Origin of the sequence: Streptomyces sp. NPDC000410 (assembly GCF_040300305.1) — a bacterium.
Classification (GTDB): domain Bacteria; phylum Actinomycetota; class Actinomycetes; order Streptomycetales; family Streptomycetaceae; genus Streptomyces.
In genome coordinates, this window is the sequence record NZ_JBEPDM010000069.1 from 1 (window position 1) to 25,794 (window position 25,794).

The window sequence follows — 25,794 nt, forward strand, 5'->3', positions numbered from 1 at the left end:
CGAGTACGAGGAAGCCTTCTGGCAGAGCCAGGAGCAAACCCCGCAGTCCGCCTGAACCAATCAAGATCGGACTCTACGAAACTCGGGGCAGCTCAGACACACCTGAACTGCGAAAGTGGTTACGCGGCAGACGCATCGGCGTCCGTATCGCCCGCAAGGGCATCGAGTCCAGCGAACGACTCGGCCGCCACAGATGGGCCATCGAACGCACCATGTCCTGGCTGACCGGATACCGCAGACTCAACCACCGCTACGAACGTCACCCCCGCAACTACCTGGCCTTCCTCGGCCTCGCCGCAGCCCTGTGCCGCTACAAGCGGCTCATCCGCCTCACCACATAGGACACGGTCTAACGCGTTCAAAACGGTGAGCGGTCCGCGGCGAACTGATCGAGCGCTTTCCGGAGCCCCTACGCCGTGAGGCGCTGCGCCAGACCGGGCTCCATCTCCCCGGCCAGGGCTCCCTTGGCTCTTTTGCCGAGCGACTCATCGCGCAATCCGAGGTCACCCAGAGTTTCGGGAACGGCAAGCTGTTTCGCACCAGCATCGAGAACATGTTCAACAGAATGCGCGACATGGCCGCCAAGTGGCAGCTGGAGGTCCTGACTCCGGAGAGCGGGCAGTTCTTGATCGGGGACACCCCGGCCGTGACCGTGCGCACGGACGCCAGGCCCTTCTCCATCAACATGGCCTTCGGTGATGCCCACACCATCGTCCTGCCCATCGGCCCAAGGCACCTGCTGGCCCTGGGACCGAACAACCTGACAGGCGCGATCTCCAGGGCCGCAGTCGCCGAACTCAACGCCGTACAGATCCGAGCAGCCGACCGCTACGTCTACATGCATCCTCGCAGCGGGCTGGAGACCTTCGCCAAAGACAAGGCGAAGCAGCGTCGCTGAATCCCATCAGGAACCCGCCAGGGCCTACCTCCGCGCCCGGCGCCGCCGGCGGCGCCGGGCGCGGAGGTACCGCGGATCTGGTCGCTGTGGGAGTACGCCGAACGGACGAGCCGCACTGCCTGCTCCGCATCGGCCAGCTCGACGGGGGACAGCAACGCGGTGGCGATACATCACGCCTCATGCTTCCTGCGGCACGAGAAGTGCTCGGGCAGCCCTTCGGGCCCTGGAAGGCTTGCGGGCTGACCGCAGCCGAAGCGGCAGAGCGGGATCGCTTGACTCGACGCGTCAACCAGAACCCTGGCGGGCTCGGTTTCCCGGGGGCGGGACTCAACGACGATCGCGCGGCTGCCACGTCTTTGCTTCGGTTCAGCCCGTACCTCCGAAGCCGGACGGTCCTCAGTGCACCTGTCGCGCCGGTCCCCCTGTCGTACAGATGGCTGGCGCTCCTTGTCGTCCAGGGCAGGCCCGTTCGCCTCGAGGTACTGTTGCCACTGCTGTGCGGGGAGCCAGCCGTGGTGGCCGTCCCGCTGGAACGGGATCCGCTCACCGGCCGCAGCTTCCACGATGAACCGGGTAAGGGGCAAACCGCCTTCCCCTGTGAAGGTGCTCGGCTGATGGGCGGGCACGAGGACGCGGTGCCAGCCCCCGCAGTACCCGGTGTCGGTGGGGTTCTCCGGATCGTAGGGCTTCTCCGGGCACCGCGTGAGCGCGCCGTTTGGCTGCACTGGCCCTCCTCCAGGACGAAGTTGCCGTCCTGGACCGCAATGGGGTTTTTCTGCACGCGGATGACGGAGGCCGACAGGTTGGGTGTGCGGACGTAAGGGACGGTGCCGATGCCTGCGTGCTCCGGGTCGGCGAAGTTCCAGACCGACTGAACACCGCCGCGGCGCCGGAACCCCTCCCGTGCACGCATTCCTCGGGCTGTCTGGGGGCTCAGCTGAGGCTCGTAGCCCAGGACAATGCCGTTGGCGCCGTTGATGCGTACATCGAGGCGCGCGTGCCCGTCTGCGGTCTGCGACTCGATGTCGGCGTGGAAGCCGTGATCTATCTCGCTGTAGAGCGCCGAGGCGGCGACGGTGTTCTCGTGCAGGGCCGTGGTGTGGATCGAACCCCACTTTCCGTCCAGGCGCTGCCCCTTCACCGACAGCAGCAGATGGTCATGGAGCAAGGGCATGCCGGAGCGTGCCTCGTAGTGGCGGAAGCGGGCGGCGACCAGACCGCCGGGCGGCCAGTCCCTGTGGATGCCGTCCTTGCCGTACCGGATCACCGCCACCTCGTCCTCGATCCACACAAGCACCCGCGCGATCGCGTACTCGTGGGCGGCCTCGATCACACGCCGGGTCTCCTCATCCCCCAGCGCCCACAACAGAAAGATCGTCGGCTGCGGCCGAAAGACGAGATCGACACCGGTGACCGTCACCCGCCGTCCGAGAGCGCCGGCCTTCCACGCCTCCTTCGGGGACTCGCCCCTGGCCAGCGGATCGGCCTCGATCCGGTCCGCATACGGGTGCCGACCCCGCTCCCCGAACAGGTTCCGCAACTACTCCTCGGTGACCTCCTCGTTCGCTCCAGACCAAGCACCGCCAGGCCGCGGCCCATCCACCGCCCGGCCGGAACACCGGCCTCCTCCTGAGCCTCACGCAGCGGCATGCGGGCCGGGCGGCGACCGTCGCCAACAACGGTCTGACGCATGAAGTAGCGGTACATCTGACCGGCCCGGACGAGCCTGATATCCACTGTCATGGAGACCACGCAACACCGCCCTGACCTGCAAGAAAAGGCCAATCAGCCGTACGTCCCGCCAGACGGGAGCAGCAGCCGAACTTTCTTCCCCGGTGCCCGCCAGACGGGACGCGGCCCCGCGCCGGAAAAGAATGTCATCGCCCTCCGGTCCGGCAGCCCTCAGATACGCCGCCCCGCGAGCCCGGTCGCCTGGCAGTCGGCGTCAGGAGACGCCCACCGCCCCCAGTGCGACCGAGTAGGCCGGACTCAGGAGGAGAGGTGGGCGAGGCTGCGGTGCAGTGCGCTGTCGGGGCGGCCGGTGAGCTCCTCCCAGGTGCCCTCCTCGGCGATGCGTCCAGCTTCGAGGACGGCGATACGGTCGGCCCGCCGGATGGTGGCGCGGCGGTGGGCGATGACGATGGTCGTGCGGCCTTCCTGGTGGAGTGCGGTGGCGAGTTGGGCATCGCTCGCGTTGTCCAGGTGGGCTGTGGACTCGTCCAGTATGAAGACTCTTGGCTCCGCCAGAAGGGCGCGGGCGAGGGCGATGCGGGCCCTCTGGCCTCCGGAGAGTGTGGAGCCGCGCTCGCCGACCAGGGTGGTCAGCGGGGCGATCCGGTCGACGCCGCACAAGCGGGCCGTCTCGGCGAGGAGGTCGTCGTCGGCTTCGGGGGCGGTGAGCCGTAGGTTCTCGGCGAGGGTGCCGTGGAAGAGGGGTGTCTCCTGCCCCACCAGCGCGACGGCGCGGCGGAGTTCGGCGTCGCCTACCTCGCGTAGGTCGATGGGGTCCCCGTCGGCGGATATCAGCTGAACCTGTCCTGCGGAGGGGTCCCAGAACCGTGCGAGGAGATGGGCGCAGGTCGACTTACCGGCGCCCGAGGCGCCGACCAGGGCTACCGTCTGCCCCGCGTGGACGGTCAGCTCGACGCCGTCGAGGACGGGACCGCCGCCGTAGTCGAACCTCACCTGGTGCAGCCGGACGCCCAGCGGGCCGGGGGGAAGCGGGCGGGGCGCGGCGGGCGACGGGGCGAGCGCGGGCGCCTTGACGGCCGCACCGACGCGGGCGGCGGCGGCGCGCAGGGACACGGCCTGGCTGAGGGACCGGGCCGACTCCGCGACGGGGCCCAGTACGGCCAGGGCGAGCGCCATCGCCGCCGGCGCCCACGCGCCGTGCAGCCGCCCCGAGGCCATGGCCTGTGCCGCCGCTGCCACCACGCCGAGGACCGCCCCCACGATGAGGAGATCGCGGACCGCGGCGGTGACGGCTTCCGACGTGGCCTCGGCACGCTGGGCGTCGCCCAGCTGTCGTCCACGCTCCGCCAGTCGGTGTCGGCGTCCCGCAAGGGTGCCGAAGGCGAGCAGCTCACGTAGCCCGTCGACGATCTCCACCGTGTCGGCGGACAGCGTGGCGACGGCCGCCCGGGTGCGGGCGCCACGTACCGCACGTCCTCGCGCGTCGGCGAAGGGAGCCGCGGTGAGCAGGGCCGCGACCGGCAGGACGGCCACGAGCAGCCACGGCTCCAGCATGGCGAGGACCGTCGCGCCGCCGGTGAAGACGGTCCCCGCCGCCAGGAGCTGGGCGGTGGTGTGTGCGTAGAAGAACTCCAGTGCCTCCACGTCGGCCATGGCGGTGGCGGCGAGGTCCCCACTGCGCCGGCCGGCGACCCGGGCGGGCGCGCTGCGGGCGAGCCCGTCGAAGACGCGTACCCGCAGCGCGGCGAGAACCCGGTAGGCCAGATCATGCGAGAGGTCCATCTCGCGCCAGGTCATCAGGGTTCGCACGAGGACCAGGGCGACGAGTGCGGTGACGGTGCCGGACGACGGGATCTCCGCTTCGATGACGGCGGTGCCCACGGTGTGGGCGGCCAGCGTGACCAGCGCTACGAGGGAGCCCTGTTCGAGGAGTGCGGCGGCGCAGGTGCGGACCGTCATGGCGCGGTGCCCGGCGAGGGCGGGGAGCAGGGCGCGCAAAGAGCCTCGTTCAGGCACGCCCGCTTCGGTCGTGGAGGTGTCGATGGCGTTGCTCATGCGGCGAGTTCTCCTCGATGGGTACGGCCGGCCTCGACGAGTCGCGCGTAGACGCCACCGGCCTCGACCAGACCGGCGTGGTCGCCGATGGCGTCCACCCGTCCCGAATCGAGGACGACGATGTGGTCGGCGTGCCGGACGGCGGCGAGCCGGTGGGCTATGACCAGGACGGTGCGGTCGCCGGCGGCGTTCAGCAGTTCGCGGACGATGTCCGCCTCGCGGCGTTCGTCGACCGAGCTCGTCGCCTCGTCCAGGACGAGCACCGGGGCGTCCGCGAGGAGGGCCCGGGCGAGCGCGAGCCGCTGTCGCTGCCCGCCGGACAGGGTGGCGCCGCGTTCGCCCAGGACGGTGGCGTAGCCGTCGGGGAGGGCGGCGATCTCCTCGTCGATGCCGGCTATGCGCGCCGCCGTCGTCAGGTCGTCGTCCGTGGCGTCCCGCCTGGCCATGCGCAGGTTGTCGGCGATGGTGGCGTGGAAGAGATACGTGTCCTGCGAGACCACGGCGACGCCCTGCCGCAGTGCGTCGAGGGAGTACTCGGTGGTGCGGCGCCCGTCGAGGGTGATGCGGCCTTCGTGCGGGTCGTGGTGGCGCAGGAGCAAGGCGAGCAGGGTGGACTTGCCCGCGCCGGAAGGGCCGACGATTGCGGTGGTGCGTCCCGCCGGGGCGGTGAAGGAGACGCCGTGGAGGGCGGGCTCCGACGCGCCGTCATAGGCGAACCGGACGTTCTCGAAACGGAGTTCCGGGGGTGCCGGCCAGTCCGCGGGTGCCGCTCCGTTGTCACGGACCGCCGGTTCGGCGGTACGCAGCGCCGCGATCCCGTCCGCGGCCGAGACGCCGAGGTATCCGGCGTGCCACTCGCGAGCGAGATCGCGGACCGGCCGGAAGCATTCGGAGGCCAGCAGCAGAACCAGGTAGGTGCCGGTCGCCGTGGTGGATCCGCTGACGGCCGACCAGCAGGCGAGGATCGCGGCGGCGGCGGTGCCGCCCTGGATGGCAAGGTCGGTGATGCCCGTGTCGACCAGGGAGACACGGAGCTTGGCGACGGTCGCCCGGTGCAGCGCGGTCGAGCGCTTCTCCAGGCGTTCGCGGGTGCGGCCGACCGCGCCCGCCGCACGCAGGGCGGGCATACCCTGCAAGGCTTCCAGGTAGTCGGCGCCCAGCCCTTCGTACGTGTCCCAGTGCTCCTTGCCGCGGGCGGCGAGGAGTCGGTCCCAAGCGCGCGGACCGCACAGAGCGAGGAGTAGGGCGGGGACGAGACCGAGCAGCGCCACCGGTTCCACCACGGCCAGGGTGGCGAGGATCAGGGGCGGCACGGTCAGGGTGATCAGGAGCTGGGGCAGGTAGCGGGAGACGTAGGCGTCGACGCCCTCCACGCCGTCGACCAGGGTGGTGCGGACGGCCCCGGCGCGCGCGGTCGTCAGGTGGGCGGGGCCCAGCCTCCCCAGGTGGGCCAGGAGTTCGTCCCGCAGTGCGACCCTGACCTCGGCCCCGGCTCGGGTAGCGGTCCGCCGCTGCCACGTGCCGAGGCCGGCGCGGGCGGCGACGACGGCGAGCACTGCCGTGAGCAGCCACGGGAGTTGTCCTGTGTGGCCGCGGGCGAGGTCGGCGAGCGCGAGGGCCAGCAGGACCGCTTGTGCCAGGTGGGTGAGGGTGACGGCGCCTTGCAGGAGGGTGGTGGTGAGCAGGGGGCGCGGTGCGCGTCGGGCGGCCCGGTGCAGCTCGGGGTGGACGATCATGCGGTGTTCTCCTCGTCGGCGTGGAGGGTGCCGAGGGCCAGTCCGTGGACGATCCAGTCCTGGCCGGGTGTGGCGCCGAGCGCGGCGCCGAGGTCCGCCTGCTGCCATGAGCCCACGGGCCGGGCGGTCAGGCCGTGGCGGCGGGCCGTGACGTGGGCGAGGTGGACGGCGAATCCGGCCTGCAGGTGGGTGCGGCGGATGTGGGGCGCGTCGGCGTCCGCGGGGCAGCCGCGGGCGAGCAGGACGGCGCCCGCGTCCGCGATCCATGCCTGGCCCGCCGCCCAGGCCGCGAGCGTCGGGCGGGCCTCGCCCGCGGCACACCGGCGCAGTGTCGTGCCGTCGGGGGCCAGTTCCATCAGGCCGGGCAATGGGGAGCCGACGGCGGCGCACCACCGAAGGTCACCGCCGCCCGCCCGGGCGGCGGTGGTGAGGACCGCCCGCAGCGCGTCCGGGGCCGGGCTGCCCGGCAGCGGTGGTGGGGTACTGCGGCGGGCCAGCAGCTCCTCGGGCGTGGGCGCGCTCGCCGACGGCTGGGTGCTCTGGGTGGCACCGAGCTGGTGCGCCGGGCCGGGCGGGGGGATGCGTACGGCGGCGAGCGGGCTCTCGGCCGCTCCGTGCAGGCGGAGTTCGGGCTCGCCCGCACCCAGAGCGCGGGCCGCGAGGAACAGCGCCGCGGCGGCATGCCCGGTGTCGAGGAGCAGCAGCGGCCAGGCGCGGTGACCGTAGTGCGAGACCGTACGCCGTGCGGTGACGGAGAGTTCGGCGGTCACCCCCGGCGGCGTGCCGTCGGGCTGCGGGCCGAGGTGATGGACGCGGTGGCGCAGCGGGTCATAGCCGTAGCGGCCGGGCGGCAGGGAACAGCCGGCGCCCACGACGAGTTCGGTGTCCACTGGGTGCAGCGCGCCGGCCGAGGATGCCGGGCGCAGCCGTCCGGCGCGGTCCGAGGCCCTCAGAGAGAGGCGGAGCAGGGCCCGCAGGTCGAGGTCCGCAGGGCCGGCTCCCGGAATCGGGCGCGGCGGCCCCGGCCAGGCCGGGACGGCGGTTCCCGCCGGTGTGTCGTGGCCGGGACGCCGGGGGGAGCGGGCGCGGGCCAGAGCGGCGGTGAGATCCACCGAACGGTCCTCATCGAGGTGTTCCACAGCCATAGGGCGGCCCTCATCAAGATGTTCCATGGCGGTCCTCACATGTGCGGCGGAGGCGCCAGGGTGAAGTCCTCGGGCGCACCGGGCGCCGTCGTGCGCCAGCCCCGTCGGACGGCCTCCTCGGCGAGCCGCGGGCAGCCGAAGTAGCCGAAGGCGGCCGGGGCGTTCGGGAGGAGCCCGGAGACGAGGACCCGGGCCACCCGCAGGGACGTTTCGGCCACGTCTTCGGTGGTCAGGTCGAACGTCATGACGCGGTGGCCTCGTGTGTGCAGCGCGCTCTCCAGCCGCTCCCGGCTGCCATGCTCGACCGCGTCGATGGACACGGTCCCGTGGGTGGGGTCGGTGAACCGCCGGGCTTCGGCCGCCATCCGTTCGTCAAGCCACACCTGGGGGTGGGCACCCAGGTCCCGGACATGTTCGAAGTGCTCGCCGGACGCGTCGAGATACCGGCCGTCCGCGCGGTGCTCCAGGTAGAGGCCGCGGGCGAGCAAGCCGGCCTCGACAGCCTGGAAGACCCAGCCGTCGGAGTTGGTCAGGCCCTGGGTGAAGACCCAGGTGTGGACCGCTTCGAGTACCGCCTTGCGGGCTGCCTCGGCCGGGTCGTACTTGCAGGCGAACCCGGCAGCGTAGAGGCCGAGTCGGGGGTCGTGGACAAGAGCGGCCATGCACGGGGCGAACTCGGACGGCATCTCGACGATGTGGACGATGAGTGCGGATCCGGCCAGGTCGTCCATGAGGCCGGGCACGCTGGCCGGATCGATGCCGCGGGTCGGTCCGTCGAGGTGCCACCACAGTTCCAGGGCGTCGCGTTCGACGATCTCCAGCAGGCCGCGTTCGACGGCGTCGTCGAAGCCCTGCCCGGTGGCGATGCCGGCGTAGTTGAGGTGGTGGGTCCGGGGCAGCTCGCGCAGTTCGCCCTGGCGCCAGTTGAGGTGGGTGAGGGCGACGGGTGCCCAGACCTCTGTCGTGCGTCCGTCGGGGAGCCGCTCGGTGCCGCGCGTCCACAGGGACGGAGTGTCGGCGGTGAGGGGGCGGTAGGGGAATTTCTCCCGGGCGTACTGCCACGGCGCGTAGACAGGCAGGTCGTCGGGGCCGTAGATCCGCAGGCCCTTCTCTGCCAGCTCGGCGGCGGTGGCACGCAGTGGGGCGTCGGGATGGCCGGCCGGCGGCACGCGGTTGCCGCAGTACCGTTCCATCCCTTCGGCTATCGCGGCGACACGGGCCTGCTCGGGGTCGCCGAAGGTCGTGCCGAGGGAGACCCGGTCGGCGGGCCACAGGCCGAGTCTGCGGGCGTCGGATATCTCGGCGGTGAACGCGGTGTAGCGGGGTGGGGCGCCTGCGGGGTGTTCGACGGGCTTGACCTCGCGGACGATGCCGCAGACGGGGTCGACGAGTGCTTCCAGCGGCAGCGCCGTCATCGCAGGATCTCCTTGGTGGGATCGGTGGAGGTGGGACGAGAGGGGAGGACGTGCAGGGTCAGCGCCACGCTCGTCGGGTCGACGTCTCGCCGGGAGGCGAGCAGCTGGTCGGCCGTGATCGGCTCGTCTCCGGTGTGGGGGTTACGGGCGTGGGCCGGGAAGTGGTGGCCGGCGATCTCGATCCGCAGCCGCGTGCCGGCCCGCAGCCGACGCGCGAGTCGGCCGAGCTCGACGGTGAACTCTGCGTGGCGGTCCGTCGGTTTCTCGCGCCGCAGGACGCCGACGGCCAGTCGCTCGGCGATCCCTTCCGGTGTGAGGGCGACGAGGCGGGCTGCCCAGTCGGCGGACGGGGTGTCGGCGGTGGCCTGTAGCCGTATCCGCGCCGGCCCGACGGCGTCGAGTGGGCGCGGGAGCGGCGGGGTGGCCAGCACGCAACGGTCGGGGACTCCCCCGGTGGGCACGGCGAGGTCGTCGGAGCGGACGGGGCGGTCGGGGTCGGCGGTGAAGCGGGAGCCGTGCAGCATCCGCAACCGTTGCGTGCGCGGTACGCCTTCAGTGCCTGCGGGCAGCCACAGGTCTCCGTCGCCCAGCGCCAGCGCGCCGTGGCGACCGGGGGCGAGGTCGCCGGTCAGGGCGCGACGGGCCCACCGCACGTACAGCTCGCCGAGGCCCAGCCGGTGGGCCGGTCCTGCGTCGGGTCCGGGCGCGGAGACGAGACTGTGGCCCCAAGGCCCGAGCAGCAGGCGCGCCGACGGTCCGCCCCAGGTGCGCCACAGGGCGACGGTGTCCTCGGTGAAGTGGTCGTGGTGCCCGCCGACTGCGAGCAGGGGCACGGTGGCGTGCGCCGCCCGCGAGGCGAGTCGGCCGCGCTCACGGTGGCGCCACAGGCCCGTCCAGGAGGGCAGGTCCCGGCCCAGCCGGTCGGGGAGGCTGGTGAGGGGCAGTTGGGTGAGCAGGTCGGGGTCTGCGGCGAGGGCCTTGTCCAGCGCGGCCTCGTCGGAGTCCGGGCGGTCGCCGTGGGCGGCCCACCATCCGGCGCGGGCCAGCAGCCGTTCCACACCGGAGGGTTCGCGCGCGGTCTCGGCGGCGCCCAGCGCGGGCACCGCGGCGATGACGGCGTCCGGTCGGGCCTCCGGGCGCGCTTCGAGGGCGAGGACGAGGGCGCAGTAGGCGGCGTAGGAGGCGCCGACGGCAACGAACCGTCCGTCGCTCCACGGCTGTCGCCGGATCCATCGAGCTGTCGCCGTCCCGTCGGCGGCCTCGTTCTCGTACGGGTGCCACTCTCCCGGCGAGGCAAAGCGGCCGCGGACATCCTGAACGACGGCGGCGAACCCGCGGCGGGCCCAGCCGCTGGCCTCGGCCAGGTGCCGGGCATGGTCATAGGGGGTGCGGATGAGGACGGCGGAAAAGGGGCCGGCGCCGTCGGGGAGGCATACATCCGTGGCGAGAGCTCCGACAGCCGCACGGAAGGACGTCATCCGTCCTTCCTCGGCATCGATGCGACGACGGGCACCGGCAGGACAGGGTGCTCGGTGACGGTCAGCGTGCGCAGGTCCACGTGCCGGAGCCGACGCCGTGCCGTGAACCCGGCCGTGTCAGCGGTGTCGATGGCCCACCGGCTGAGATCGTCGGCCAGCAGAGCCGCGAGCAGCGCGGCGGCGGGAACCGTGAGGCGGACCGGTGCGCCCGACGTACGAGGGCCGGCCCAGTAGGCGGCCAGTTCGCGGTGGGCGGGGGTGGCGGCGAGCCGGCGGACCCGTACGTGGGCCGCGGTGATGTCTCCGGAGGTGGCGGCGATCGGCTCGACGTACGCCTGCCAGCCCTCCCGGTGACAGCGAAGCCAGGCGACCCCGTGCTCCGGCAGCCGGTCGGCGGCCTCCCACAGCCCGTCGGGTACGGGTCCGTCGAGGCACCACACGACGGCGGCGGGGTTTCCGTCGAGCAGGTCCTCGATCTCCACCGGCGACGTGTTCGCATCGGTGACGGCCGGTGTCGTCCGGGGCTCGGCGCCCAGGGCGACCAGCTGCGCGGCCAGCGGTCGGGTCAGTGCCGGGTCGCCGAGGAGCCGGATGTCCCGGCGGCCGGCGGGCCACAGCGGTAGCTGCGGCTCGTCCGCCAGGTATCCGGCCTCCTCGAAGGCCCCGACGACACGATGCAGTTCCTCGTCCAGCGGGGCAGCGTCGGCCCCGGAGAGCAGGGAGAGCAGGACGCTCTCGTCCGCGTCTCGTGTCCTGACGCTGAGGAACTCTCCTTCGGCGGTGCGGACGGCGAGACCCCGCCCGGGCACGGCGACGACTTCGACACCCGGTACGAGCCGACTGCGGGACACGACGATCTCCTGACGACAGAGGCTGGGATGGGCGTGGGCCCGCCCGTAAGGCAACGGGCGGGCCCACGGTCGAGGGTGGTGAGTCCCTCGCTTACTCGGCGGCGGTGTCCTCGAAGGGGTTCTCGACGAGCGCGTTGGAGTGGGTGGCCGAGGCGTGGGCCAGCTGACCCGGGTCGGCGATCGGGGCGAAGATCTGCTCGTTGTCCATGAACTCTCCTTGTTCGTAAGGGAGATGCGGCGTTCGGATGAGCGCCACAACTCGAACATTAATGGAACTGATTTTCATTTTCTAGATCAGGGAGAGGGTGATCTGGGTAACACACGGGCCAACCACCCTCGGGGTCCCGGCCTACCCGACCGGCCACCTTCAGCACGTCCGCAAGGAGTCCCGGCGTGACCACCTCCTTCGGCGCCCCGTCGGCCACCACGCGGCCTTCGCGCAGGGCGACGACGCGTTCGGCGAACCGAGCCGCGTGGGCCAGGTCGTGCAGCACCATGACCACGGTGAGCCCGCGTTCCTCCCGCAGGCGGACCACCGTCTGCAGCACGTCGAGCTGGTGGTGCAGGTCCAGATAGGTCGTCGGCTCGTCGAGCAGCAGAACGCGGGTGTCCTGGGCGAGCGCCATCGCCAGCCGCACCCGCTGCCGCTCACCCCCGGACAGCGCGTCGACGTCCCGGTCGGCATACTCCTCCACCCCGACGTCGCGCAGCGCCCGGTGCACGACGGGATCGTCCCCGTCGCGCAGCATGCCCAGCGGGCCCCGTGCCGCGTACCGCCCCTGCCGCACCAGGTGGCGGACCGTCATTCCCGGTACGGCGGGCGCCGCCTGGTGCAGCAGCGCGACTCTCGCGGCCGTGGCGCGCCGGGAGAGTCCGGCGAGGTCGTCCCCGCCGAGCAGCACACGCCCTCGGTCCGGTCGAAGCAGCCCGGCGGCCAGCCGTAGCAGGGTCGACTTGCCGCAGCCGTTGAGGCCGATGAGCGCTGTCAGTTCGCCCGGCCGGACGGTCAGGTCGACACCTTGAAGCACGGGTCGTGCGGGGTAGCCGAAGTGGACCCCCTCGACGTGTATTCCCATGGACTCGCTTGTGGTCATGCTCGGTCCTCCGTCGGCTTTCAGTAACTACGGCCCGGCGCGCGGCGCACCACGACCAGCAGGAGGGCGGCGCCCAGGCAGGCGGTGAGCGCCCCGACCGGAAGCGTGAGCCGTCCGGCGTCCAGCGCCTGGGCCAGCAGCCGCGAGGACAGCTGCGCCGCGGCATCCGCCCCGCACACCACGACCGCTCCCAGCAGGGCGGAGCCGGGAAGGCTCGCCCGCAGGTCCGCACCGAAGACGGCCAGGGCGAGATGCGGAACGAGCAGCCCCACGAAGCCCAACGCTCCGACGACGGCCACCGCACCCGCCGTCAATGCCACCGCACACAAGAGGGCGACGGTGCGGGCCCGCCGGGCGGCGAGACCGGCGGCCAGCGCGATGTCGTCACCGCAGCGCAGCAGGGTCAGAGGTCCGGCCATCAGCCAGGCCGCAGCCCCCCAGACCAGTGCCCATGGCCACAACAGGTGCCAGTGGTCCCAGACCCGGCCCTCCGTGGTGCCTACCAACCACTGCACGACGCTGCCGAGTTCCCCCGGCTCCACGAGCAGGGCCATGGCGGTGAGCCCGCCGAGCACCGCCGACACCAGGACTCCGTGCACGGCGGTCTGGGCGGGGTCGCCACTCGAGCGGCCGGCGAGCAGCCAGAGCAGCAGCGCTCCGGCGCATCCGCCCGCGCACGCGGCGAGCACCACGGCCAGCGGCGAGTCCCACCTGGCGAGGCCCAGGGCCGTCGCGGTGACGGCCCCGAGGACCGCCCCCGGGGTCACACCTGTCACTTCGGGACCGGCGAGGGGGTTGCGCAGCGCGGACTGCAGGATCAGCCCGGCCACGGCGAGGGACGCGCCCGCGCCCAGGGCCACCAGCATTCTGGGCAGCCGTAGTTGCAAAAGAATGTGTCGTTCCGTCACATCACCGCCGCCGCCCAGCACGTCCCAGACCGCGCCCGGGGACATGCCGCGTCCGGCGACCAGTTCCACCCCGGCACACACGACGGCCAGTGCCGCGAGGGCCGCGAAACGCCGGCTCACCGAGCGTCCTCCGTTCCGGTCTTGTCTACAGGGAGTAGGGAGGGGCCGCGCACCTCGGGCACGCCGTGAGGCACCGGTCCGCGCGTCGAGTCGGCCGGCCTTCGCCCGCCGATCCGGCCACGGGGGCGGCCTGATCGCATCAGGGCGACCCCGGCCGGGACTCCCAGCAGGGCCGTCCAGGCACCGGCCGGGGTCTCCACGGGTGCCAGCGCCAGCCGGGCGGGGACATCGGCGACCGTCACGACGACCGCACCCCACGCGGCCGACCACGGCAGCCAACGCACCGCCCCCGAGGTCCGGTTGAACCACCGGGCCAGGTGCGGGGCGAGGAACCCCACCCAAGCGACCGGCCCGCACACGGCCGTGACGGGCGCGATCAGCACGACGGCGATGGCCAGCGCGGCCAACCGGGCCCGCTGCGCGCGCACGCCCAGCGCCTCGGCATCCTCGTCCCCCAGCCGAATGACCGAAAGCACCGGCGCGCAGAACACGAGCGCGGGAACCGCGACGAGCAGCCACGGCCATAGACCCGCGACGTCGTCCCAGGTCCGGGCGGACAAGGACCCCAACAGGTAGCGGTAGATGAGCTGGAGGTCGAGCTGGTCCGCCATGACCATCAGGACGAGCAGCGCGGCCTGCAAAGCGGCCGCGACCGCGGCGCCGGTCAGCAGCACCGCGGACGGGCTGCGCCCGAGCCCGGCGGCGAGCAGAGTCAGCCCGCCGCCGAGCGCGGCCCCGCCGAGGGCCAGCAGGGGCTGGACCGCGGCGGGCAGTGACAGAGTCAGCACCAGCGGCGCGGCCACGCCCAGCGCCGCCCCGGAGGAGACACCGAGCATCTCCGGCACGGCCAGGGGATTGCGGAGCGCCTCCTGGAGCACGAGCCCCGCCGCGCCCAGACAGGCTCCGGCGATCAGTGCCAGCACCAGACGTGGGACCCGGAGTTCGGTGACGACGACCCCGGCGAGCGTGGTGTCCCCGTCCAGCACCGCGCCGACGAGCCGGTGCGGCGGGACGTAGGGGGTACCGAGGCACAGCGCGCCGACCGAGGCGGCGAACAATAGCCCCACCACCAGGAGGGGTTGCCCCCTCCGCGCATGCAGCAGTGGCCGCCGGGCCCTGCCCGCCGGGCCGTCTACCGCGGTGGGCGCCGAGGAGGGCGACCTCACCGCAGCGCGGCCGTGGCCTCGTCGAGGACGATGCCCATCGAACGGGTACCGCGCCCCTTGGCCCACACCTCTGAGTTCACCTCGTGGACGTCGCCGTTCTTGACTGCCGGGATCTTGCTCCAGAGGGGGTTCTTCGCCAGCTTCTCCGACAGCTTGCCGTCCGCGCCGCCGAAGCTCATCGTCTCGACGAACAGGACATCGACGCCCTGGGCGAGGATCTCTTCGAGGCTGTAACTGCCCTCCACGCCGCGCGACTTCCACGGATACTCGGCGATCTTGGGGAACAGGCTGGCGGTCACATCACCCTCCGGCGTCGCGACGCCGAAGTTCTCGTCACTGCCGTAGATGATGAGGGCGGTCTTGTCGCTGGGGGCCTTCTCCGCCTTCGCGAGCTTGGTGCGGAAGGCCCGTTCGGCCTTCTCCCCCGCGGCGGTGCGGCCGGTGAGGGCCGCGGCGTCGCGCAGGTAGCCGACACTGTCCTCCCAGGACTCGGGCTGCATGGCCCAGAACGTGGTGGCGCCCTTCAGCGCGGGGGCGAGCTTGCCGTGGGTGTCCCCCAGGCCGATCACGAGGTCCGGCTTGTGGGAGAGGATCGCCTCCACCTCCGGGGCGATGAATCCGCCGGGGATGACGTCGACCTTCTTGGCCTTGTCCTCTCCGAGGAAGCGGGGGTGGGCGAGCAGTGCGCTGTTCGTGGCCGTCGGGACGATGCCGAGTTCGGTCAGGATGTCGTCACAGAGCGCGAACAGGCAGACGATCCGCTCCGGTTGCTTCTTCAGGGAGACCTTGACGCCGTTCACGTCGGTCAACTCGGTCGCCGCCTTGATGGGTTCGACGGCGACCTCGGTTTTCGTGGTAGGTGCGGCCTTGCCGCTCGCGGGCCCGTCGGGAGTCGAGCCGCAGCCGACCAGAACGGAACCCACCACCGCTGCGGTGAGCCAACTACGAATGAATCTCGACGGTGCGCGCTGCATCGATGCCCTCGCTTCTTCTTCGGGAACCTGGAACGCACCGAACATACATGATAATCGTTTTCACTAGACATACCTGGAGGACCCATGAACGCTGCCGCTTCCGCACTGCTCGTCTCCGACCACGTGGCCGGCTCCGTGTACGCGCTGACCGTGCCGGACGGCACCGTCACAGGACGCCTCACCGGGCGCCATCTCTCCGAGCACGCGGGGTTCTTGGCGCTGCCGGGAGGACGGGTGGCTTGTGTCGACGACCGCCGGGGGGAACTGCTCGTGCTCGACCCGTTGGGCGACGAGCTCGTGGAACTCGCGGTCCCGGTCGCCGTGCCGGCCGAGCACCTGGCCTGCGATCCGTCCGGTCGTCGACTGGCCGTCACGACCGGCCTGGGCGAGAACACCGAGCCGTGGTCGGATCTTTTGACAGTCGTCGACCTGGCCACCGGAGAAGCATCTCGGGTACGCACGCATGTCGGCGAGCCGGGCGTGACAGTGCTGGGCGGCGGCGATCCGCTCGTCGTACTACGGCACAGGGAACCAGGCGCGTTGGCGGTCCACCGGTTCGCGGATCTCCTCGCAGCTCCGCCCGGCTGCCCTGCGGTCACGCCTCACGCGCTCCTGCCACTGCCGGACGACGGGCACGGTGACGCACAGGACCCCGGCTCCAGCCAGGTGTTCGCGGCCACGGGCGCGGGAGTGCACTCGGCCCGGAGGAAGGGCGACACGATCGTGGCCGAGACGGTGATTCCCTGGGAGTCGCCCGCCCGGGGCTGGTACCTCCGCCTCGACACCCGTCGGCGGGCGCTGTGGACCACGCTGCGCGGTGGCACTCCGGACCCGCTGCGGTGGCCGGACTGGACGAACCAGGCATGGTGCCACGACCTGGAGACGGGCCGTACGCTCCTCACCGAGCTCGGCCCCGGCCTGGTCTTCCGGCTGGCTCTCGCCCGGAACCACACCGCCTTCACCCGCGTCCACCCCGACGGCGACGAACTGGTACTGCTGGGCGCCGACGACACCCTTCGCCGCGTCCCCCTCCCCGCCATGGACGCCGCGCCGCGGCGCGGAGACACCCCCTGGGAAGGCGTGGAACGCCGAGCGGTGGCCGCCTCACCGGGCTCCGACTGGGTGGCCGTCACCCGCGGCGGTCACGGCGAAGTCCATCTGGTCGACGCGGAGTCGGGCCAGGAGGTGAATCGTCTGCGATTGAGTACGCCGCTGCATCATGGCGGCCATGTCATGTTGCTCGGCCGGAGCGACGGCGCCGACGGCGATCCGGTGGGCCGCTGACGGGGTGCGCCCGTAGCCGTTACGCGCAAGGAACGCAGTCGGCCCTTGACGATCCCGATCGTCAAGGGCCGACTGCGGACCGGCAGTCTCCGCACACCCCGCCGAGCTCGATGGTGTGCTCCAGATCCGTGAAGCCGTGGGCAGCGGCGATCTGTCTCGCCCACTGCTCCACGGCCTCGGTGTCCACGGGTCTGCCGGTGTAGCAGCGCCGGCAGACGAGGTAGTGCCGACGGCCTTCCGTGGCACGCATGCGAAACAGCCGCCTTCCTGCCCGCACGTGGGTGATATCGAGGACACCTGCGGCTTCGAGCTGCCGGAGTGCGCGATAAACAGCGGTCAGGCCCATGCGGACACCCATGCCGACCACGAGCGTGTGCAGTTCGTCGGCGGAGACGAAGTCACCGCGGTCGGCGAGCGCGGCCTGAACCGCCGACCGTTTGAGCGTCACCCGTAAGTCCACACCAATTCCCCCTTGTTCCGGTGCGGAAGCCCTGCCCCGCACGTCATGTGCGCAGGTCAGCGACTCGTATATGGCAGGAGGGCCATCTCGCGGGCGTTCTTGACGGCGGTGGCGAGTGCTCGCTGCTGCTGGGCGGTCACCCGGGTGACGCGGCGGCTGCGGATCTTGCCTCGGTCGGAGATGAACTTCCGCAGCAGGTCGGTGTCCTTGTAGTCGATGTAGGTGATCTCGGCCGCGTCGAGCGGGTTGGGGCGGGACTTCGCGGGCTTGCGGAGCTCGGGGCGTCGGGTCATGGCGGCTTCTCCTTGTGTGTTCGTGTCGATCGTTTCGTACGGGGCGGTGGTCAGGCGGCGTCGAGGAGGGAGTCGAAGGCGGCGGGCAGGTCCTGCCACGCCTCCGGCCCGGCCGCGTACTCCGCGTCGGTCAGCAGGCAGGAGTCGAGGAGGTGTTCAAGCCCATCCCGGTCCAGGCCGGGCGAGGTGAAGACGAGGTGCTGGCAGGAGTCGCCGTGGTCGGGGTCCCAGTCGAGCGCGGCCGCCGCCCGGCGCAGGGGCGGCACCATCTCCCAGGCAGCGTCCGGCAGCGACGCCAGCCAGGGCCCGGCGCTCTCCACGCACAGCGCCCCTCCGGCAGCGTCCCAGGCGAGCAGCGTGTCCGGCCGGCCGGCGAGCCAGAACCGGCCGCGGCTGCGGGCGGCGGCGCAGCACAGGTCCTCAAGGGCCTGGTAGAGGCGTTCCGGATGGAACGGCCGTCGGCGGTGCCAGACGAAGGTGGTGACACCGGCCTCGTCGGCGTCCTGGGGTAGCAGCGCGCACGCCGGGTGCTGGGCGGCAGCGGCGGCCTCGACGTCGAAGCCGGCGAGCGCGGCCCGCGCGAGTTCGGCGGAGGCGGCCGGCACCCGTCGTGCAGTGGGGTGCAGTTGGGCGAGCAGCGCACGGTCCTCGTCGTCCGCCTCGACGCTGTCGACGACGGCGAGGACGGGCGCGTACTCCAGCTGGCGGGCCCAGGTGTCGCCGATGGTTCGCTGGTCGGTGGGGGCGGCGGCGAGTCCGGCTTCGGACAGGTCGTCGCCGTTGGCGAGGTACGGCAGGACGAGCGCGGGGTCCACGGCGGTGATCACGCTTGTCACGGCCAGGCCGGCTCCGCCGTGTCCCGCGATGACCTCCGCCATGGCCTTCGGTTCGACCGAGTCCCACAGCTCGACGACGGCGAGCCGGGTCAGGCCGCCGTCCGCCAAGCGCTCCAGCTCCGGGACGAGGTCGTCGCGCAGCGCGCAGCAGGCGCAATCGTTCACCAGCGGCGTCTCCTCGCTGGAAAGGGGGCCGGACGCGTCGCGGACGAGGCGGAGCACGGTGCCGTTCGGGGCCGATGCCAGGTCGTGGTGCAGGGCCAGGCTCCCCGGAACGGTCCGCAGGAGGTGGTCGACGACCTCCCTGCGGGCCTCGGAGTGGAGCCCGGCGACGATCGCCACGGGAAGTCTGCGGTCGTACTCCATCAGCGGGCTCCGTAGCGGCGCTCGAAGCGTTCGACGCGGCCCGCGGTGTCGAGGACGCGCGCGGTGCCGGTGTAGAAGGGGTGGCTCGCCGAGGAGATCTCGACGTCGACGAGCGGGTAGGTGTTTCCGTCCTCCCAGGCGATGGTTTTGTCGCTGGTCATCGTGGAACGGGTGAGGAACGCGGTGCCGGAGGCGGAGTCGCGGAAGACGACGGGCCCGTAGGCGGGGTGGATGCCGGGCTTCATGGCAGGAACCTTTCGACGGTGTGGGCGGGGGCGGGTTGCGGGGTATGGAGGCGGTCAGCGCTCTTCGCGGAAGTCGACGTGGCGGCCGGCCACGGGGTCGTACTTGCGGAGCACCAGGCGGTCGGGGTCGTTGCGTCGGTTCTTGCGGGTGACGTAGGTGAACCCGGTGCCGGCGGTCGAGCGGAGCTTGATGACAGGGCGGATCTCGTTGCGTGCCATGGACGCTACTATATGGCAACGGTTTTCATTACCAACAGTCACCCGCCCCAGAGAGGCACCACCACACATGTCGGCCCACTGCCAACTGACCGGCGCCAAGCCGGGATTCGGCAACTCCATCTCCCACTCCCACCGGCGCACCTCGCGCCGCTTCGACCCGAACATCCAGCGCAAGCGCCACTGGCTGCCCAGCGAGGGACGCCACGTCCGCCTGACGTTGAGCACCAAGGCGATCAAGACCGTGGACACGATCGGCATCGAGGCCGCCGTGGCCCGGATCCGGGCGCGAGGGGGGAAGGTCCGATGGCGAAGAAGAGCAAGATCGCGCGGAACGAGAAGCGCAAGGAGGTCGTCGAGCGGTACGCCGCCCGGCGAGCGCAGCTCAAGGAGATCATCCGGCGCCCGTCAACGGCCCGGCGGAACGCGAGGCAGCCCAGGCGGAGCTCCGCCGACAGCCGCGTGACGCCAGCGCCACCCGGGTGCGCAACCGCGACAACATGGACGGTCACCCTCGCGGCTATCTGCGCACGTTCGGACTCTCGCGAGTCCGTATGCGGCAGCAGGCTCACGCCGGGTTCCTGCCGGGAGTGACCAAGTCGTCCTGGTAGGCGTCGGCGCCGCCCGGCGGGGGCCCGCGGCCGGGGCGGCGACCCGCCCGTATCTCCCGCCATAGGAACGAGATCAAATTGGTAACGGAACCCATTTTCATTTAACCTCTCCCCCGCACCTCCTCACACATCACCTTGGAGTTCACGATGGCCGTTCCGAAGCGGAAGATGTCCCGCAGCAACACCCGTCACCGCCGCGCCCAGTGGAAGGCGACCACACCCCAGCTCGTGCCGGTCACGATCGACGGCTCCGTCTACCAGGTGCCGCAGCGCCTGGTGAAGGCGTACGAGCGCGGCCTCATCCACCCCGAGGGCTGAGCGCGTGACCTCGTACGCCCGCCTGCCGGTCACGGTCCTCTCCGGTTTCCTCGGCGCGGGCAAGACCACGCTGCTCAACCACGTGCTGAGCAATCGCGAGGGCCTCCGGGTCGCGGTGATCGTCAACGACATGAGCGAGGTCAACATCGACGCCGCGCTCGTCCGTGGCGGCGAGGCGGCGCTCTCGCGCACCGAGGAGCGGCTGGTCGAGATGACCAACGGGTGCATCTGCTGCACCCTCCGCGACGACCTCCTCCACGAGGTCGACCGGCTCGCCCGTGAGGGGCGTTTCGACTACCTGCTCATCGAGTCCAGCGGCATCTCCGAACCCATGCCGGTCGCCGCCACCTTCTCCTTCCCCCGCGACGACGGGGCCACCCTCGGCGACCTGGCCCGCCTGGACACGATGGCGACCGTGGTGGACGCCGCGAACTTCCTGGCCGAACTCGACGGCGGCGACGAACTCGTCGCGCGTGGTCTTGACCAGTACGAGGACGACGAGCGCACCGTCAGCGATCTCCTCATGGACCAGGTCGAGTTCGCGGACGTCATCGTGCTGAACAAGCTCGACCTGGTAGACCCCGACGGGGCCTCCCGACTGCGGGCGACCCTATCCCGGCTCAACCCCGAGGCCCGGATCGTGCCCGCCGTACGCGGCCGGGTGGCCCTCGAACAGGTGCTGGGCACCGGCCTGTTCGACGTGGAACGGGCCCAGCAGGCCCCTGGCTGGGTGAAGGAACTCAACGGTGACCACGTGCCGGAGACGGAGGAGTACGGCATCTCCTCACTGGTGTTCCGCGCGGACCGGCCGTTCCACCCACACCGACTGTGGACCTTCGTCACCAAGGGGCTCGAGAGCGGCACCTTCGGACGGATCCTGCGCTCGAAGGGCTTCTTCTGGCTCGCCAGCCGACCCCGGGTGACCGGGCTGTGGTCACAGGCGGGTGCCGTGGCGCGGTTCGAACCCTCAGGCGCCCGCGGTCCTGAGACGACGCAGGGCCAGGAACTGGTCTTCATCGGCACCGGCCTGCGCATCGAGGCGCTCCGGGCAGCCCTCGACGCCTGCCTGCTCGGCCCGGACGAAGCCGTACCCTGCGAGGACGACTTCCCCGAGTGGGAGACGTACGGCATCGACGACGCGTGCGAGCACGAGCACGCGCCCGCGTGATGCCACCTCCGCCCCGCGATCACGTGACCTCGCCGACCCGTCGTTCCTCCAGCGGCGCCCGCCGCAGCGCCTCGTCCCCCACCGGGGGCAGGTGCGGGGTGTGGTTGACCAGCCGCGCGGAGTTCCCGACCACCGCGATGCTGCTCGTGTTGTGCAGCAGGGCCGCCAGGACGGGGTTCATGGAGCCGCCGGCTCCCGCCACGAGGCCGAGCAGATTGACGCCGATGGCCAGCCCGTAGTTCTGCCGTACGACGCGCAGGGTGTGACGGCTGAGCTCCACGACGGCGGCGACCTGCCTCAGGTCGTTGCCGGCGAGGGCGATATCGGCGGTCTCCAGAGCCACGTGCGAGGAGTGCTCGCCCATGGTGATGCCGACGTCGGCCAGGGCGAGGGCGGGGGCGTCGTTGGTGCCGTCCCCGACCATGGCGACGGTGTGTCCTTCAGCCCGCAGGTCGCGGACCAGCTGGAGTTTGGCCTCCGGCAGCGCGTGCGCGTGTACCTCGGTGATGCCAAGGGCGTCGGCGACGACCTGGGCGGTCTCGGGGGCGTCGCCGGTGAGGAGGATGAGGCGGGAGACCCCGAGCTCGCGCAATTGCTGGATGACGGTCTCGGCTCCGGCGCGCACGGCGTCGGACACACCGAGCATGCCGATCAGGTCGTCGTCGTGGGCCAGGCAGATGACGGTCTCACCGCCACCGCGCAGGCGGTCGGTCCAGCCCTGGGCCTCCTCGGTCAGTCCGACACCGTTCTGGCGCAGCAACGCGGGGCTGCCGACGAGGAGCCGGGTGCCGTCCAGTTCGGCGCGCATCCCCATGCCCAGGACGACCTCGCATGCCTGGTGGATCGGGATGTGCAGATGCTGTTCCTCGGTGCGGGCGACGATGGCCTGGGCGAGGGGGTGGCGGGCGTGGAGTTCCCCGGAGGCGGCCAGGCTGAGGACCTCGTCGGCCGTGAACTGCTCACTGAGGGCAACCACGCTGGTGACGAGAGGTTTGCCGAAGGTCAGGGTGCCGGTCTTGTCGAAGACGACGGCGGTGACCCGTCCGATGCCTTCGAGGTGCGTACCACCCTTGATGAGGGTCCCGCGGCGGGCTCCGTTGCCGATGGCGGCGCTGATGGCCGTCGGAGTGGCCAGGCCCGCGGCACAGGGGCAGGCGATCAGCAGCATCGTCATCGCCCGGCGCGCGTCGCGTGTGATCGCGTACGTCACGGCGGCCAGCGCGAAGGAGACGGGCACGAAGCGCCGTGTGAAGCTGGCCGCCACGGTCTGGATCGGCGCACGGTCCGACTGCGCTTCCTCCACCCGGCTGATGATCCGGCCCACCGTGGTGTCTCCGCCGACCGAGTCCGCGCGGACGGTGAGCGAGCCGGAGGTGACGATGGTGCCCGCGTACACGTGCGCGCCCTCCCGGGCGTAGACGGGCAGGGCCTCGCCGGTGACGGCCGCCTGGTCCACGAGTGCCTCACCGGAGAGCACATGCCCGTCGACGGGGATGCGGTGGTGTTCGTACACGGCCACGACGTCGCCGGGCTCCAGCTCCTCCAGCGCCACCTCGACCTCGACTCCCTCGCGTACGAGCCACACTCGCTCCTCGCCGATGGTGAGCAGGTCCTCGATGGCGCGGCGGGTGCGGCGCAAGGTCAGCGTCTGCAGGAATTCGCCGATGTTCAGCAGCCACAGCACTGTCAGGGCGACGACGTTCTCGCGCAGCACGAGCGAGATGACGGTGGCCGCGGTGACGAGAGTGTCCGTTCCGGGGCTGCTGCGGCCGCGCAGCGTGCGCAGAGCACCCCGGAAGAACGGCAGACCGGTAAAGATCGTGACCGCCCCGAGGAGACCCGAGGAGCCGACGGTGATCCGGGGCCTGCCGAGCAGGCGACGCACCGCCACGAGTGCCAGGACGGCTCCACCGATCACGAGACGGGCGACTTCCCCGGTCGAGGAGTCGGGCAGGGAGCGGGAGGGCTTGGCCGCGACCACGGAGGCGGGCGGGGCCTCTTCCAGGGCTGCGACGAGGCGGTCGACGTCCATCTCGTCCGGGGCCACCCAGATCACGACACTGCCGGTGCGTGGGAAGATCCGCAGGGCCCGGAAGCCGCCGATTCCGGTGAGACGTTCGTCGACGAGTCCGGCACAGCCGGGCCGGTCGCGCAGCCACGGAACCGTCAGGCGGGCCCGCCCCGATGCCACCGAGCGCACGAGCACGGCCGACATGATCAGTGCTCGTGACCGTGGTCGTCGTGGTTGACCTCGACCGCGGAGGGTGGTGGCACCTCCTCGCCGAGCGAGGTGCGGGCCTCGGCCAGCACGTCGCCGGCCTTGAGACGGGCTTCCTCGGTGGCCTCGGCCAGCCATCGGCCGGCGACGATCCCGCCGGCCAGGCCGCTGACGAGCGCCTTGCGGGCGGCCGGCTTGGCAGCGGGGAGGTTCTTGATGATCAGGCCGCCCACCACGCCGGACACCGCGTAGTGAGCCAGTTTGCCGGCGGTTGCGCCGACGATGGCGAGGGGATGCATGGACAGCTCCTTCTATCTGCCCGGGCAGGCGCGACGGTACCTCCATTTCAGTGTCCCCTCATGACGTCGCGGGGTCGACCCGAGGCTGCCGCGCCTACTCAGACAGGACAGGAACAGCACGCGGACGGGGATGCCCCTGGCCTCGGCCACCTCGGGATCGCGCTGGTGAACGTCAGCGGCCGCCAGACGACCGCGAGGGCGATCAAGGCGCCAGTGCGCGAACATCCGCGGGAACCGCTGCGCGATCTCCACGAGCTTCGCGTGGGCTTTCCGGCGGCTTGCGAGCCGCTTGCATTTCTTGCGGATCCAACGCACCAGGTAGGCGTTGATGCGCATCACGAAGGCGAACAGCTCCCACGGCCGGAACTCCGTAGTAGTTGATCCCCCCGACCACACGGTTGATCGTGCGGGCGAGGTCTCCGAAGGAGGTGCCCGACGCGGCGGTGCAGTTACCAGAAACGCACCTCGCGACCGATCCGGGTCAGGGCCTGTCTGCTGATGGCCGGCTCGAACGACAGGAACTGCTTGCCGTGACGATTCCGGTTCTTCCTGGGGCGGAACGTGTACCCGAGGAACGTGAACGACGTGTGCTCGTAGGAGCCGCGCCGGTACGAGTCCTTGCAGTAGACGATCAGGGTCTTGTCCGGGTGCAGCTGCAACCCGACTTCGACCAGCCTGTCCCTGAGCGCGGCCAGCGCATGGCGGGCCTGGCGCTCGGTGACGCAGTGCAGCACCGCATCGTCCGCATAGCGTTCGAACCAGACGCTCGGGAACTCCCGGGCCATCCAGGTCGAACGCGTAGTACAGGAACAGGTTCGCCAGGACGGGAGACACCGGGGCCCCTTGCGGGGTCCCACGTTCTCGTTCCAGCAGCGAGCCGTCGGGCAGTACGAGCGGGGCGGCGAGCCATCGCCGCACGTACAAGTTTACCCAGACGGCGTCAGTATGAGCCTCAACCGCCTTGAACAGCAGGTCCCAGGGCACGCTGTCGAAGAACTTGGCGATGGCGAACTCCACCACCCAGTCCCGCTTCCAGCGGCGCTCCCGGCACCTTTCCACCGCGCCCAAGGCGGACCGTCCAGGCCGGTATCCGTAGCTGTCCGGGTGGAATACAGGGTCCACCCTTCGCTTCAGATGCCGGGCCACGACGGTCTGCGCCACACGATCGGCGACAGCGGGAATGCCAAGCATCCTCGTGCCGACTCCGCTTGGCTTGGGGACCTCCACCGCGCGTACCGGCGGCGGGAAGTACGAGCCCGAGGACATACGGTCAACGTCGTGCAAGGGTGAGGGTTGTCCCAGGGCTGCCCCGGACAAGACCAGCGTATGTCCGGGCTGGTGGCGACCCCTGCCTCGGACAGGGCACAGTCGGCGCTCGCCATTCTCGGCGGTATCGGTGAGGTCGGGCTCGGGCTGCTGCAGCGCCTCGACGAGCGGCTAGTAGGGCTTGGTCAGGTTCATCCGTCGGTGGCGTGTCTGGATGATCGGTTGTTCCGTTGATCGGATGTGACGCCTGAGGAGCTGGCCGCGGTCCGGTGCGATTTGGAGGACTTCGCGGCGGATGTGTTCGAGCCGTTCGCGCGGAACGATCAGCGTCGGTGGGGGCAGGTCTACCTGCGGGGGCTGCTTCTGGACGGGCAGCGCAAGTCGGTCGAGCCGATAGCCGCCCGGCTCGGTGAGGACGGCAACCGGCAGGCCCTGGCCCACTTCATCACCTCCAGCCCGTGGGATCCGTCCCATGTGCGGGCCCGGCTCGCGTGGAAGATGCAGGACGCCGTCCGGCCGACAGCGTTGATCATCGACGACACGGGCTTCCTCAAGGACGGCGAGGCATCGGTGTGTGTGGCACGGCAGTACACCGGTACCGCGGGCAAGGTCACCAACTGCCAGGCCGGGGTCTCTCTCCACCTGGCTTCCGATCATGCCTCGGCCGCCATCGACTGGCGCC

At 71.3% G+C, this 25,794-nt stretch carries 26 protein-coding genes and 4 pseudogenes; 9 read left to right on the top strand and 21 right to left on the bottom strand.

Going from position 1 to position 25,794, the window contains the following annotated elements:
• Positions 1–119: 119 nt before the first annotated feature.
• Positions 120–341 (top strand): annotated as a pseudogene (locus ABT342_RS34945) (transposase); the annotation flags it as partial.
• 188 nt (positions 342–529) lie between these two features.
• Positions 530–898 (top strand): DUF4238 domain-containing protein, encoded by a 369-nt coding sequence (locus ABT342_RS34950; RefSeq protein WP_351582706.1) that lies wholly within the window; start codon positions 530–532, stop codon positions 896–898.
• Here ABT342_RS34950 and mobF read toward each other — a convergent pair.
• The 12 genes from mobF to ABT342_RS35010 all read right to left on the bottom strand — a co-directional run bounded on the left by mobF (position 798) and on the right by ABT342_RS35010 (position 15,532).
• Entirely contained in the window at positions 798–2,438 is a 1,641-nt protein-coding gene (gene mobF, locus ABT342_RS34955) for a MobF family relaxase (RefSeq protein ID WP_351582665.1), read from the bottom strand. The two genes, ABT342_RS34950 and mobF, sit on opposite strands and share 101 nt — an antisense overlap.
• 449 nt (positions 2,439–2,887) lie before the next feature.
• Positions 2,888–4,645, bottom strand: coding sequence for an ABC transporter ATP-binding protein (locus ABT342_RS34960; RefSeq protein ID WP_351582667.1), 1,758 nt, complete (start codon positions 4,643–4,645; stop codon positions 2,888–2,890).
• On the bottom strand, positions 4,642–6,381 hold the full coding sequence (locus tag ABT342_RS34965; RefSeq protein ID WP_351582669.1) for an ABC transporter ATP-binding protein/permease: 1,740 nt from the start codon (positions 6,379–6,381) through the stop codon (positions 4,642–4,644). Before ABT342_RS34965 ends, ABT342_RS34960 begins: the two co-directional genes overlap by 4 nt.
• Positions 6,378–7,526 (bottom strand): SagB/ThcOx family dehydrogenase, encoded by a 1,149-nt coding sequence (locus ABT342_RS34970; protein ID WP_351582671.1) that lies wholly within the window; start codon positions 7,524–7,526, stop codon positions 6,378–6,380. Before ABT342_RS34970 ends, ABT342_RS34965 begins: the two co-directional genes overlap by 4 nt.
• Positions 7,527–7,561: 35 nt before the next feature.
• Positions 7,562–8,941, bottom strand: a complete 1,380-nt coding sequence (locus ABT342_RS34975) for a YcaO-like family protein (RefSeq protein WP_351582672.1) — start codon at positions 8,939–8,941, stop codon at positions 7,562–7,564.
• Complete coding sequence (locus tag ABT342_RS34980; protein WP_351582673.1) at positions 8,938–10,419, bottom strand: CocE/NonD family hydrolase; 1,482 nt, start codon at positions 10,417–10,419, stop codon at positions 8,938–8,940. Before ABT342_RS34980 ends, ABT342_RS34975 begins: the two co-directional genes overlap by 4 nt.
• Positions 10,416–11,270: a hypothetical protein gene (locus tag ABT342_RS34985; protein WP_351582674.1), complete on the bottom strand. Its 855-nt coding sequence runs from the start codon at positions 11,268–11,270 to the stop codon at positions 10,416–10,418. Before ABT342_RS34985 ends, ABT342_RS34980 begins: the two co-directional genes overlap by 4 nt.
• 91 nt (positions 11,271–11,361) lie before the next feature.
• On the bottom strand, positions 11,362–11,478 hold the full coding sequence (gene amiA / locus ABT342_RS34990) for a streptamidine family RiPP (RefSeq protein WP_328489252.1): 117 nt from the start codon (positions 11,476–11,478) through the stop codon (positions 11,362–11,364).
• A 58-nt stretch (positions 11,479–11,536) separates the two neighbouring features.
• Positions 11,537–12,364 (bottom strand): ABC transporter ATP-binding protein, encoded by an 828-nt coding sequence (locus ABT342_RS34995; protein ID WP_351582677.1) that lies wholly within the window; start codon positions 12,362–12,364, stop codon positions 11,537–11,539.
• 20 nt (positions 12,365–12,384) lie between these two features.
• Positions 12,385–13,392 (bottom strand): FecCD family ABC transporter permease, encoded by a 1,008-nt coding sequence (locus tag ABT342_RS35000; protein WP_351582679.1) that lies wholly within the window; start codon positions 13,390–13,392, stop codon positions 12,385–12,387.
• The gene (locus ABT342_RS35005) at positions 13,389–14,462 is read right to left on the bottom strand and encodes a FecCD family ABC transporter permease (protein WP_502965668.1); all 1,074 of its coding nucleotides are present in this window, start codon (positions 14,460–14,462) and stop codon (positions 13,389–13,391) included. The genes ABT342_RS35000 and ABT342_RS35005 overlap by 4 nt, the downstream gene beginning before the upstream one ends.
• Positions 14,463–14,554: 92 nt before the next feature.
• Positions 14,555–15,532 (bottom strand): ABC transporter substrate-binding protein, encoded by a 978-nt coding sequence (locus tag ABT342_RS35010; protein WP_351582681.1) that lies wholly within the window; start codon positions 15,530–15,532, stop codon positions 14,555–14,557.
• 84 nt (positions 15,533–15,616) lie between these two features.
• Here ABT342_RS35010 and ABT342_RS35015 point away from each other — a divergent pair, with 84 nt between their 5' ends.
• Entirely contained in the window at positions 15,617–16,816 is a 1,200-nt protein-coding gene (locus tag ABT342_RS35015) for a YncE family protein (RefSeq protein ID WP_351582683.1), read from the top strand.
• Positions 16,817–16,877: 61 nt separating this feature from the next.
• On the opposite strand, the gene ABT342_RS35020 is transcribed toward ABT342_RS35015, so the two are convergent.
• Genes ABT342_RS35020 through rpmG form a run of 5 tightly spaced genes read right to left on the bottom strand, consistent with a single transcriptional unit; the run spans position 16,878 to position 19,235 of the window.
• On the bottom strand, positions 16,878–17,276 hold the full coding sequence (locus ABT342_RS35020) for a Fur family transcriptional regulator (protein WP_351582685.1): 399 nt from the start codon (positions 17,274–17,276) through the stop codon (positions 16,878–16,880).
• 56 nt (positions 17,277–17,332) lie between these two features.
• Entirely contained in the window at positions 17,333–17,569 is a 237-nt protein-coding gene (gene rpsR / locus ABT342_RS35025; protein WP_351582687.1) for a 30S ribosomal protein S18, read from the bottom strand.
• A 50-nt stretch (positions 17,570–17,619) separates the two neighbouring features.
• Positions 17,620–18,771, bottom strand: a complete 1,152-nt coding sequence (locus ABT342_RS35030) for a CobW family GTP-binding protein (RefSeq protein WP_351582689.1) — start codon at positions 18,769–18,771, stop codon at positions 17,620–17,622.
• On the bottom strand, positions 18,771–19,016 hold the full coding sequence (locus ABT342_RS35035; protein ID WP_351582691.1) for a type B 50S ribosomal protein L31: 246 nt from the start codon (positions 19,014–19,016) through the stop codon (positions 18,771–18,773). The genes ABT342_RS35030 and ABT342_RS35035 overlap by 1 nt, the downstream gene beginning before the upstream one ends.
• Before the next feature lie 54 nt (positions 19,017–19,070).
• Positions 19,071–19,235, bottom strand: a complete 165-nt coding sequence (gene rpmG / locus ABT342_RS35040; protein ID WP_123456582.1) for a 50S ribosomal protein L33 — start codon at positions 19,233–19,235, stop codon at positions 19,071–19,073.
• Between the two features lie 67 nt (positions 19,236–19,302).
• On the opposite strand from rpmG, the pseudogene rpmB reads away from it, so the two are divergent.
• The 4 genes and pseudogenes from rpmB to ABT342_RS35060 form a co-directional block, all read left to right on the top strand.
• Positions 19,303–19,536 (top strand): annotated as a pseudogene (rpmB, locus tag ABT342_RS35045) (50S ribosomal protein L28); the annotation flags it as partial.
• Positions 19,537–19,538: 2 nt separating this feature from the next.
• Positions 19,539–19,843 (top strand): annotated as a pseudogene (gene rpsN / locus ABT342_RS35050) (30S ribosomal protein S14).
• 147 nt (positions 19,844–19,990) lie between these two features.
• Positions 19,991–20,161, top strand: a complete 171-nt coding sequence (gene rpmF / locus ABT342_RS35055; RefSeq protein WP_314617070.1) for a 50S ribosomal protein L32 — start codon at positions 19,991–19,993, stop codon at positions 20,159–20,161.
• Between the two features lie 4 nt (positions 20,162–20,165).
• Positions 20,166–21,329, top strand: a complete 1,164-nt coding sequence (locus ABT342_RS35060; RefSeq protein WP_351582694.1) for a GTP-binding protein — start codon at positions 20,166–20,168, stop codon at positions 21,327–21,329.
• Positions 21,330–21,348: 19 nt separating this feature from the next.
• Here the strand turns inward: ABT342_RS35060 and ABT342_RS35065 are convergent, their stop codons facing one another.
• The 4 genes and pseudogenes from ABT342_RS35065 to ABT342_RS35080 form a co-directional block, all read right to left on the bottom strand.
• Positions 21,349–23,544: a heavy metal translocating P-type ATPase gene (locus ABT342_RS35065; RefSeq protein ID WP_351582696.1), complete on the bottom strand. Its 2,196-nt coding sequence runs from the start codon at positions 23,542–23,544 to the stop codon at positions 21,349–21,351.
• A 2-nt stretch (positions 23,545–23,546) separates the two neighbouring features.
• The gene (locus ABT342_RS35070) at positions 23,547–23,846 is read right to left on the bottom strand and encodes a DUF1490 family protein (RefSeq protein ID WP_351582698.1); all 300 of its coding nucleotides are present in this window, start codon (positions 23,844–23,846) and stop codon (positions 23,547–23,549) included.
• A 449-nt stretch (positions 23,847–24,295) separates the two neighbouring features.
• Positions 24,296–24,631, bottom strand: coding sequence for a reverse transcriptase domain-containing protein (locus ABT342_RS35075; RefSeq protein ID WP_351582700.1), 336 nt, complete (start codon positions 24,629–24,631; stop codon positions 24,296–24,298).
• Positions 24,632–24,698: 67 nt separating this feature from the next.
• Positions 24,699–25,112: pseudogene (locus ABT342_RS35080) on the bottom strand (reverse transcriptase domain-containing protein); the annotation flags it as partial.
• Positions 25,113–25,172: 60 nt separating this feature from the next.
• Here ABT342_RS35080 and ABT342_RS35085 point away from each other — a divergent pair.
• Both ABT342_RS35085 and ABT342_RS35090 read left to right on the top strand, forming a co-directional pair.
• On the top strand, positions 25,173–25,346 hold the full coding sequence (locus tag ABT342_RS35085; RefSeq protein WP_351582702.1) for a hypothetical protein: 174 nt from the start codon (positions 25,173–25,175) through the stop codon (positions 25,344–25,346).
• A 6-nt stretch (positions 25,347–25,352) separates the two neighbouring features.
• Positions 25,353–25,794, top strand: a 442-nt coding sequence (locus tag ABT342_RS35090; protein ID WP_351582704.1) for an IS701 family transposase, incomplete at its 3' end; no start/stop codon positions are given.

Bases quoted from the DNA above. Each gene is read 5' to 3' on its own strand.
- ABT342_RS34960 (WP_351582667.1), bottom strand. From the start codon at position 4,645: ATGAGCAACGCCATCGACACCTCCACGACCGAAGCGGGCGTGCCTGAA.
- ABT342_RS34965 (WP_351582669.1), bottom strand. From the start codon at position 6,381: ATGATCGTCCACCCCGAGCTGCACCGGGCCGCCCGACGCGCACCGCGC.
- ABT342_RS34970 (WP_351582671.1), bottom strand. From the start codon at position 7,526: ATGGCTGTGGAACACCTCGATGAGGACCGTTCGGTGGATCTCACCGCC.
- ABT342_RS34975 (WP_351582672.1), bottom strand. From the start codon at position 8,941: ATGACGGCGCTGCCGCTGGAAGCACTCGTCGACCCCGTCTGCGGCATC.
- ABT342_RS34980 (WP_351582673.1), bottom strand. From the start codon at position 10,419: ATGACGTCCTTCCGTGCGGCTGTCGGAGCTCTCGCCACGGATGTATGC.
- amiA (WP_328489252.1), bottom strand. From the start codon at position 11,478: ATGGACAACGAGCAGATCTTCGCCCCGATCGCCGACCCGGGTCAGCTG.
- ABT342_RS34995 (WP_351582677.1), bottom strand. From the start codon at position 12,364: ATGACCACAAGCGAGTCCATGGGAATACACGTCGAGGGGGTCCACTTC.
- ABT342_RS35010 (WP_351582681.1), bottom strand. From the start codon at position 15,532: ATGCAGCGCGCACCGTCGAGATTCATTCGTAGTTGGCTCACCGCAGCG.
- ABT342_RS35015 (WP_351582683.1), top strand. From the start codon at position 15,617: ATGAACGCTGCCGCTTCCGCACTGCTCGTCTCCGACCACGTGGCCGGC.
- rpsR (WP_351582687.1), bottom strand. From the start codon at position 17,569: ATGACCCGACGCCCCGAGCTCCGCAAGCCCGCGAAGTCCCGCCCCAAC.
- ABT342_RS35030 (WP_351582689.1), bottom strand. From the start codon at position 18,771: ATGGAGTACGACCGCAGACTTCCCGTGGCGATCGTCGCCGGGCTCCAC.
- ABT342_RS35035 (WP_351582691.1), bottom strand. From the start codon at position 19,016: ATGAAGCCCGGCATCCACCCCGCCTACGGGCCCGTCGTCTTCCGCGAC.
- rpmG (WP_123456582.1), bottom strand. From the start codon at position 19,235: ATGGCACGCAACGAGATCCGCCCTGTCATCAAGCTCCGCTCGACCGCC.
- rpmF (WP_314617070.1), top strand. From the start codon at position 19,991: ATGGCCGTTCCGAAGCGGAAGATGTCCCGCAGCAACACCCGTCACCGC.
- ABT342_RS35065 (WP_351582696.1), bottom strand. From the start codon at position 23,544: ATGTCGGCCGTGCTCGTGCGCTCGGTGGCATCGGGGCGGGCCCGCCTG.
- ABT342_RS35070 (WP_351582698.1), bottom strand. From the start codon at position 23,846: ATGCATCCCCTCGCCATCGTCGGCGCAACCGCCGGCAAACTGGCTCAC.
- ABT342_RS35075 (WP_351582700.1), bottom strand. From the start codon at position 24,631: ATGGCCCGGGAGTTCCCGAGCGTCTGGTTCGAACGCTATGCGGACGAT.
- ABT342_RS35085 (WP_351582702.1), top strand. From the start codon at position 25,173: ATGTCCGGGCTGGTGGCGACCCCTGCCTCGGACAGGGCACAGTCGGCG.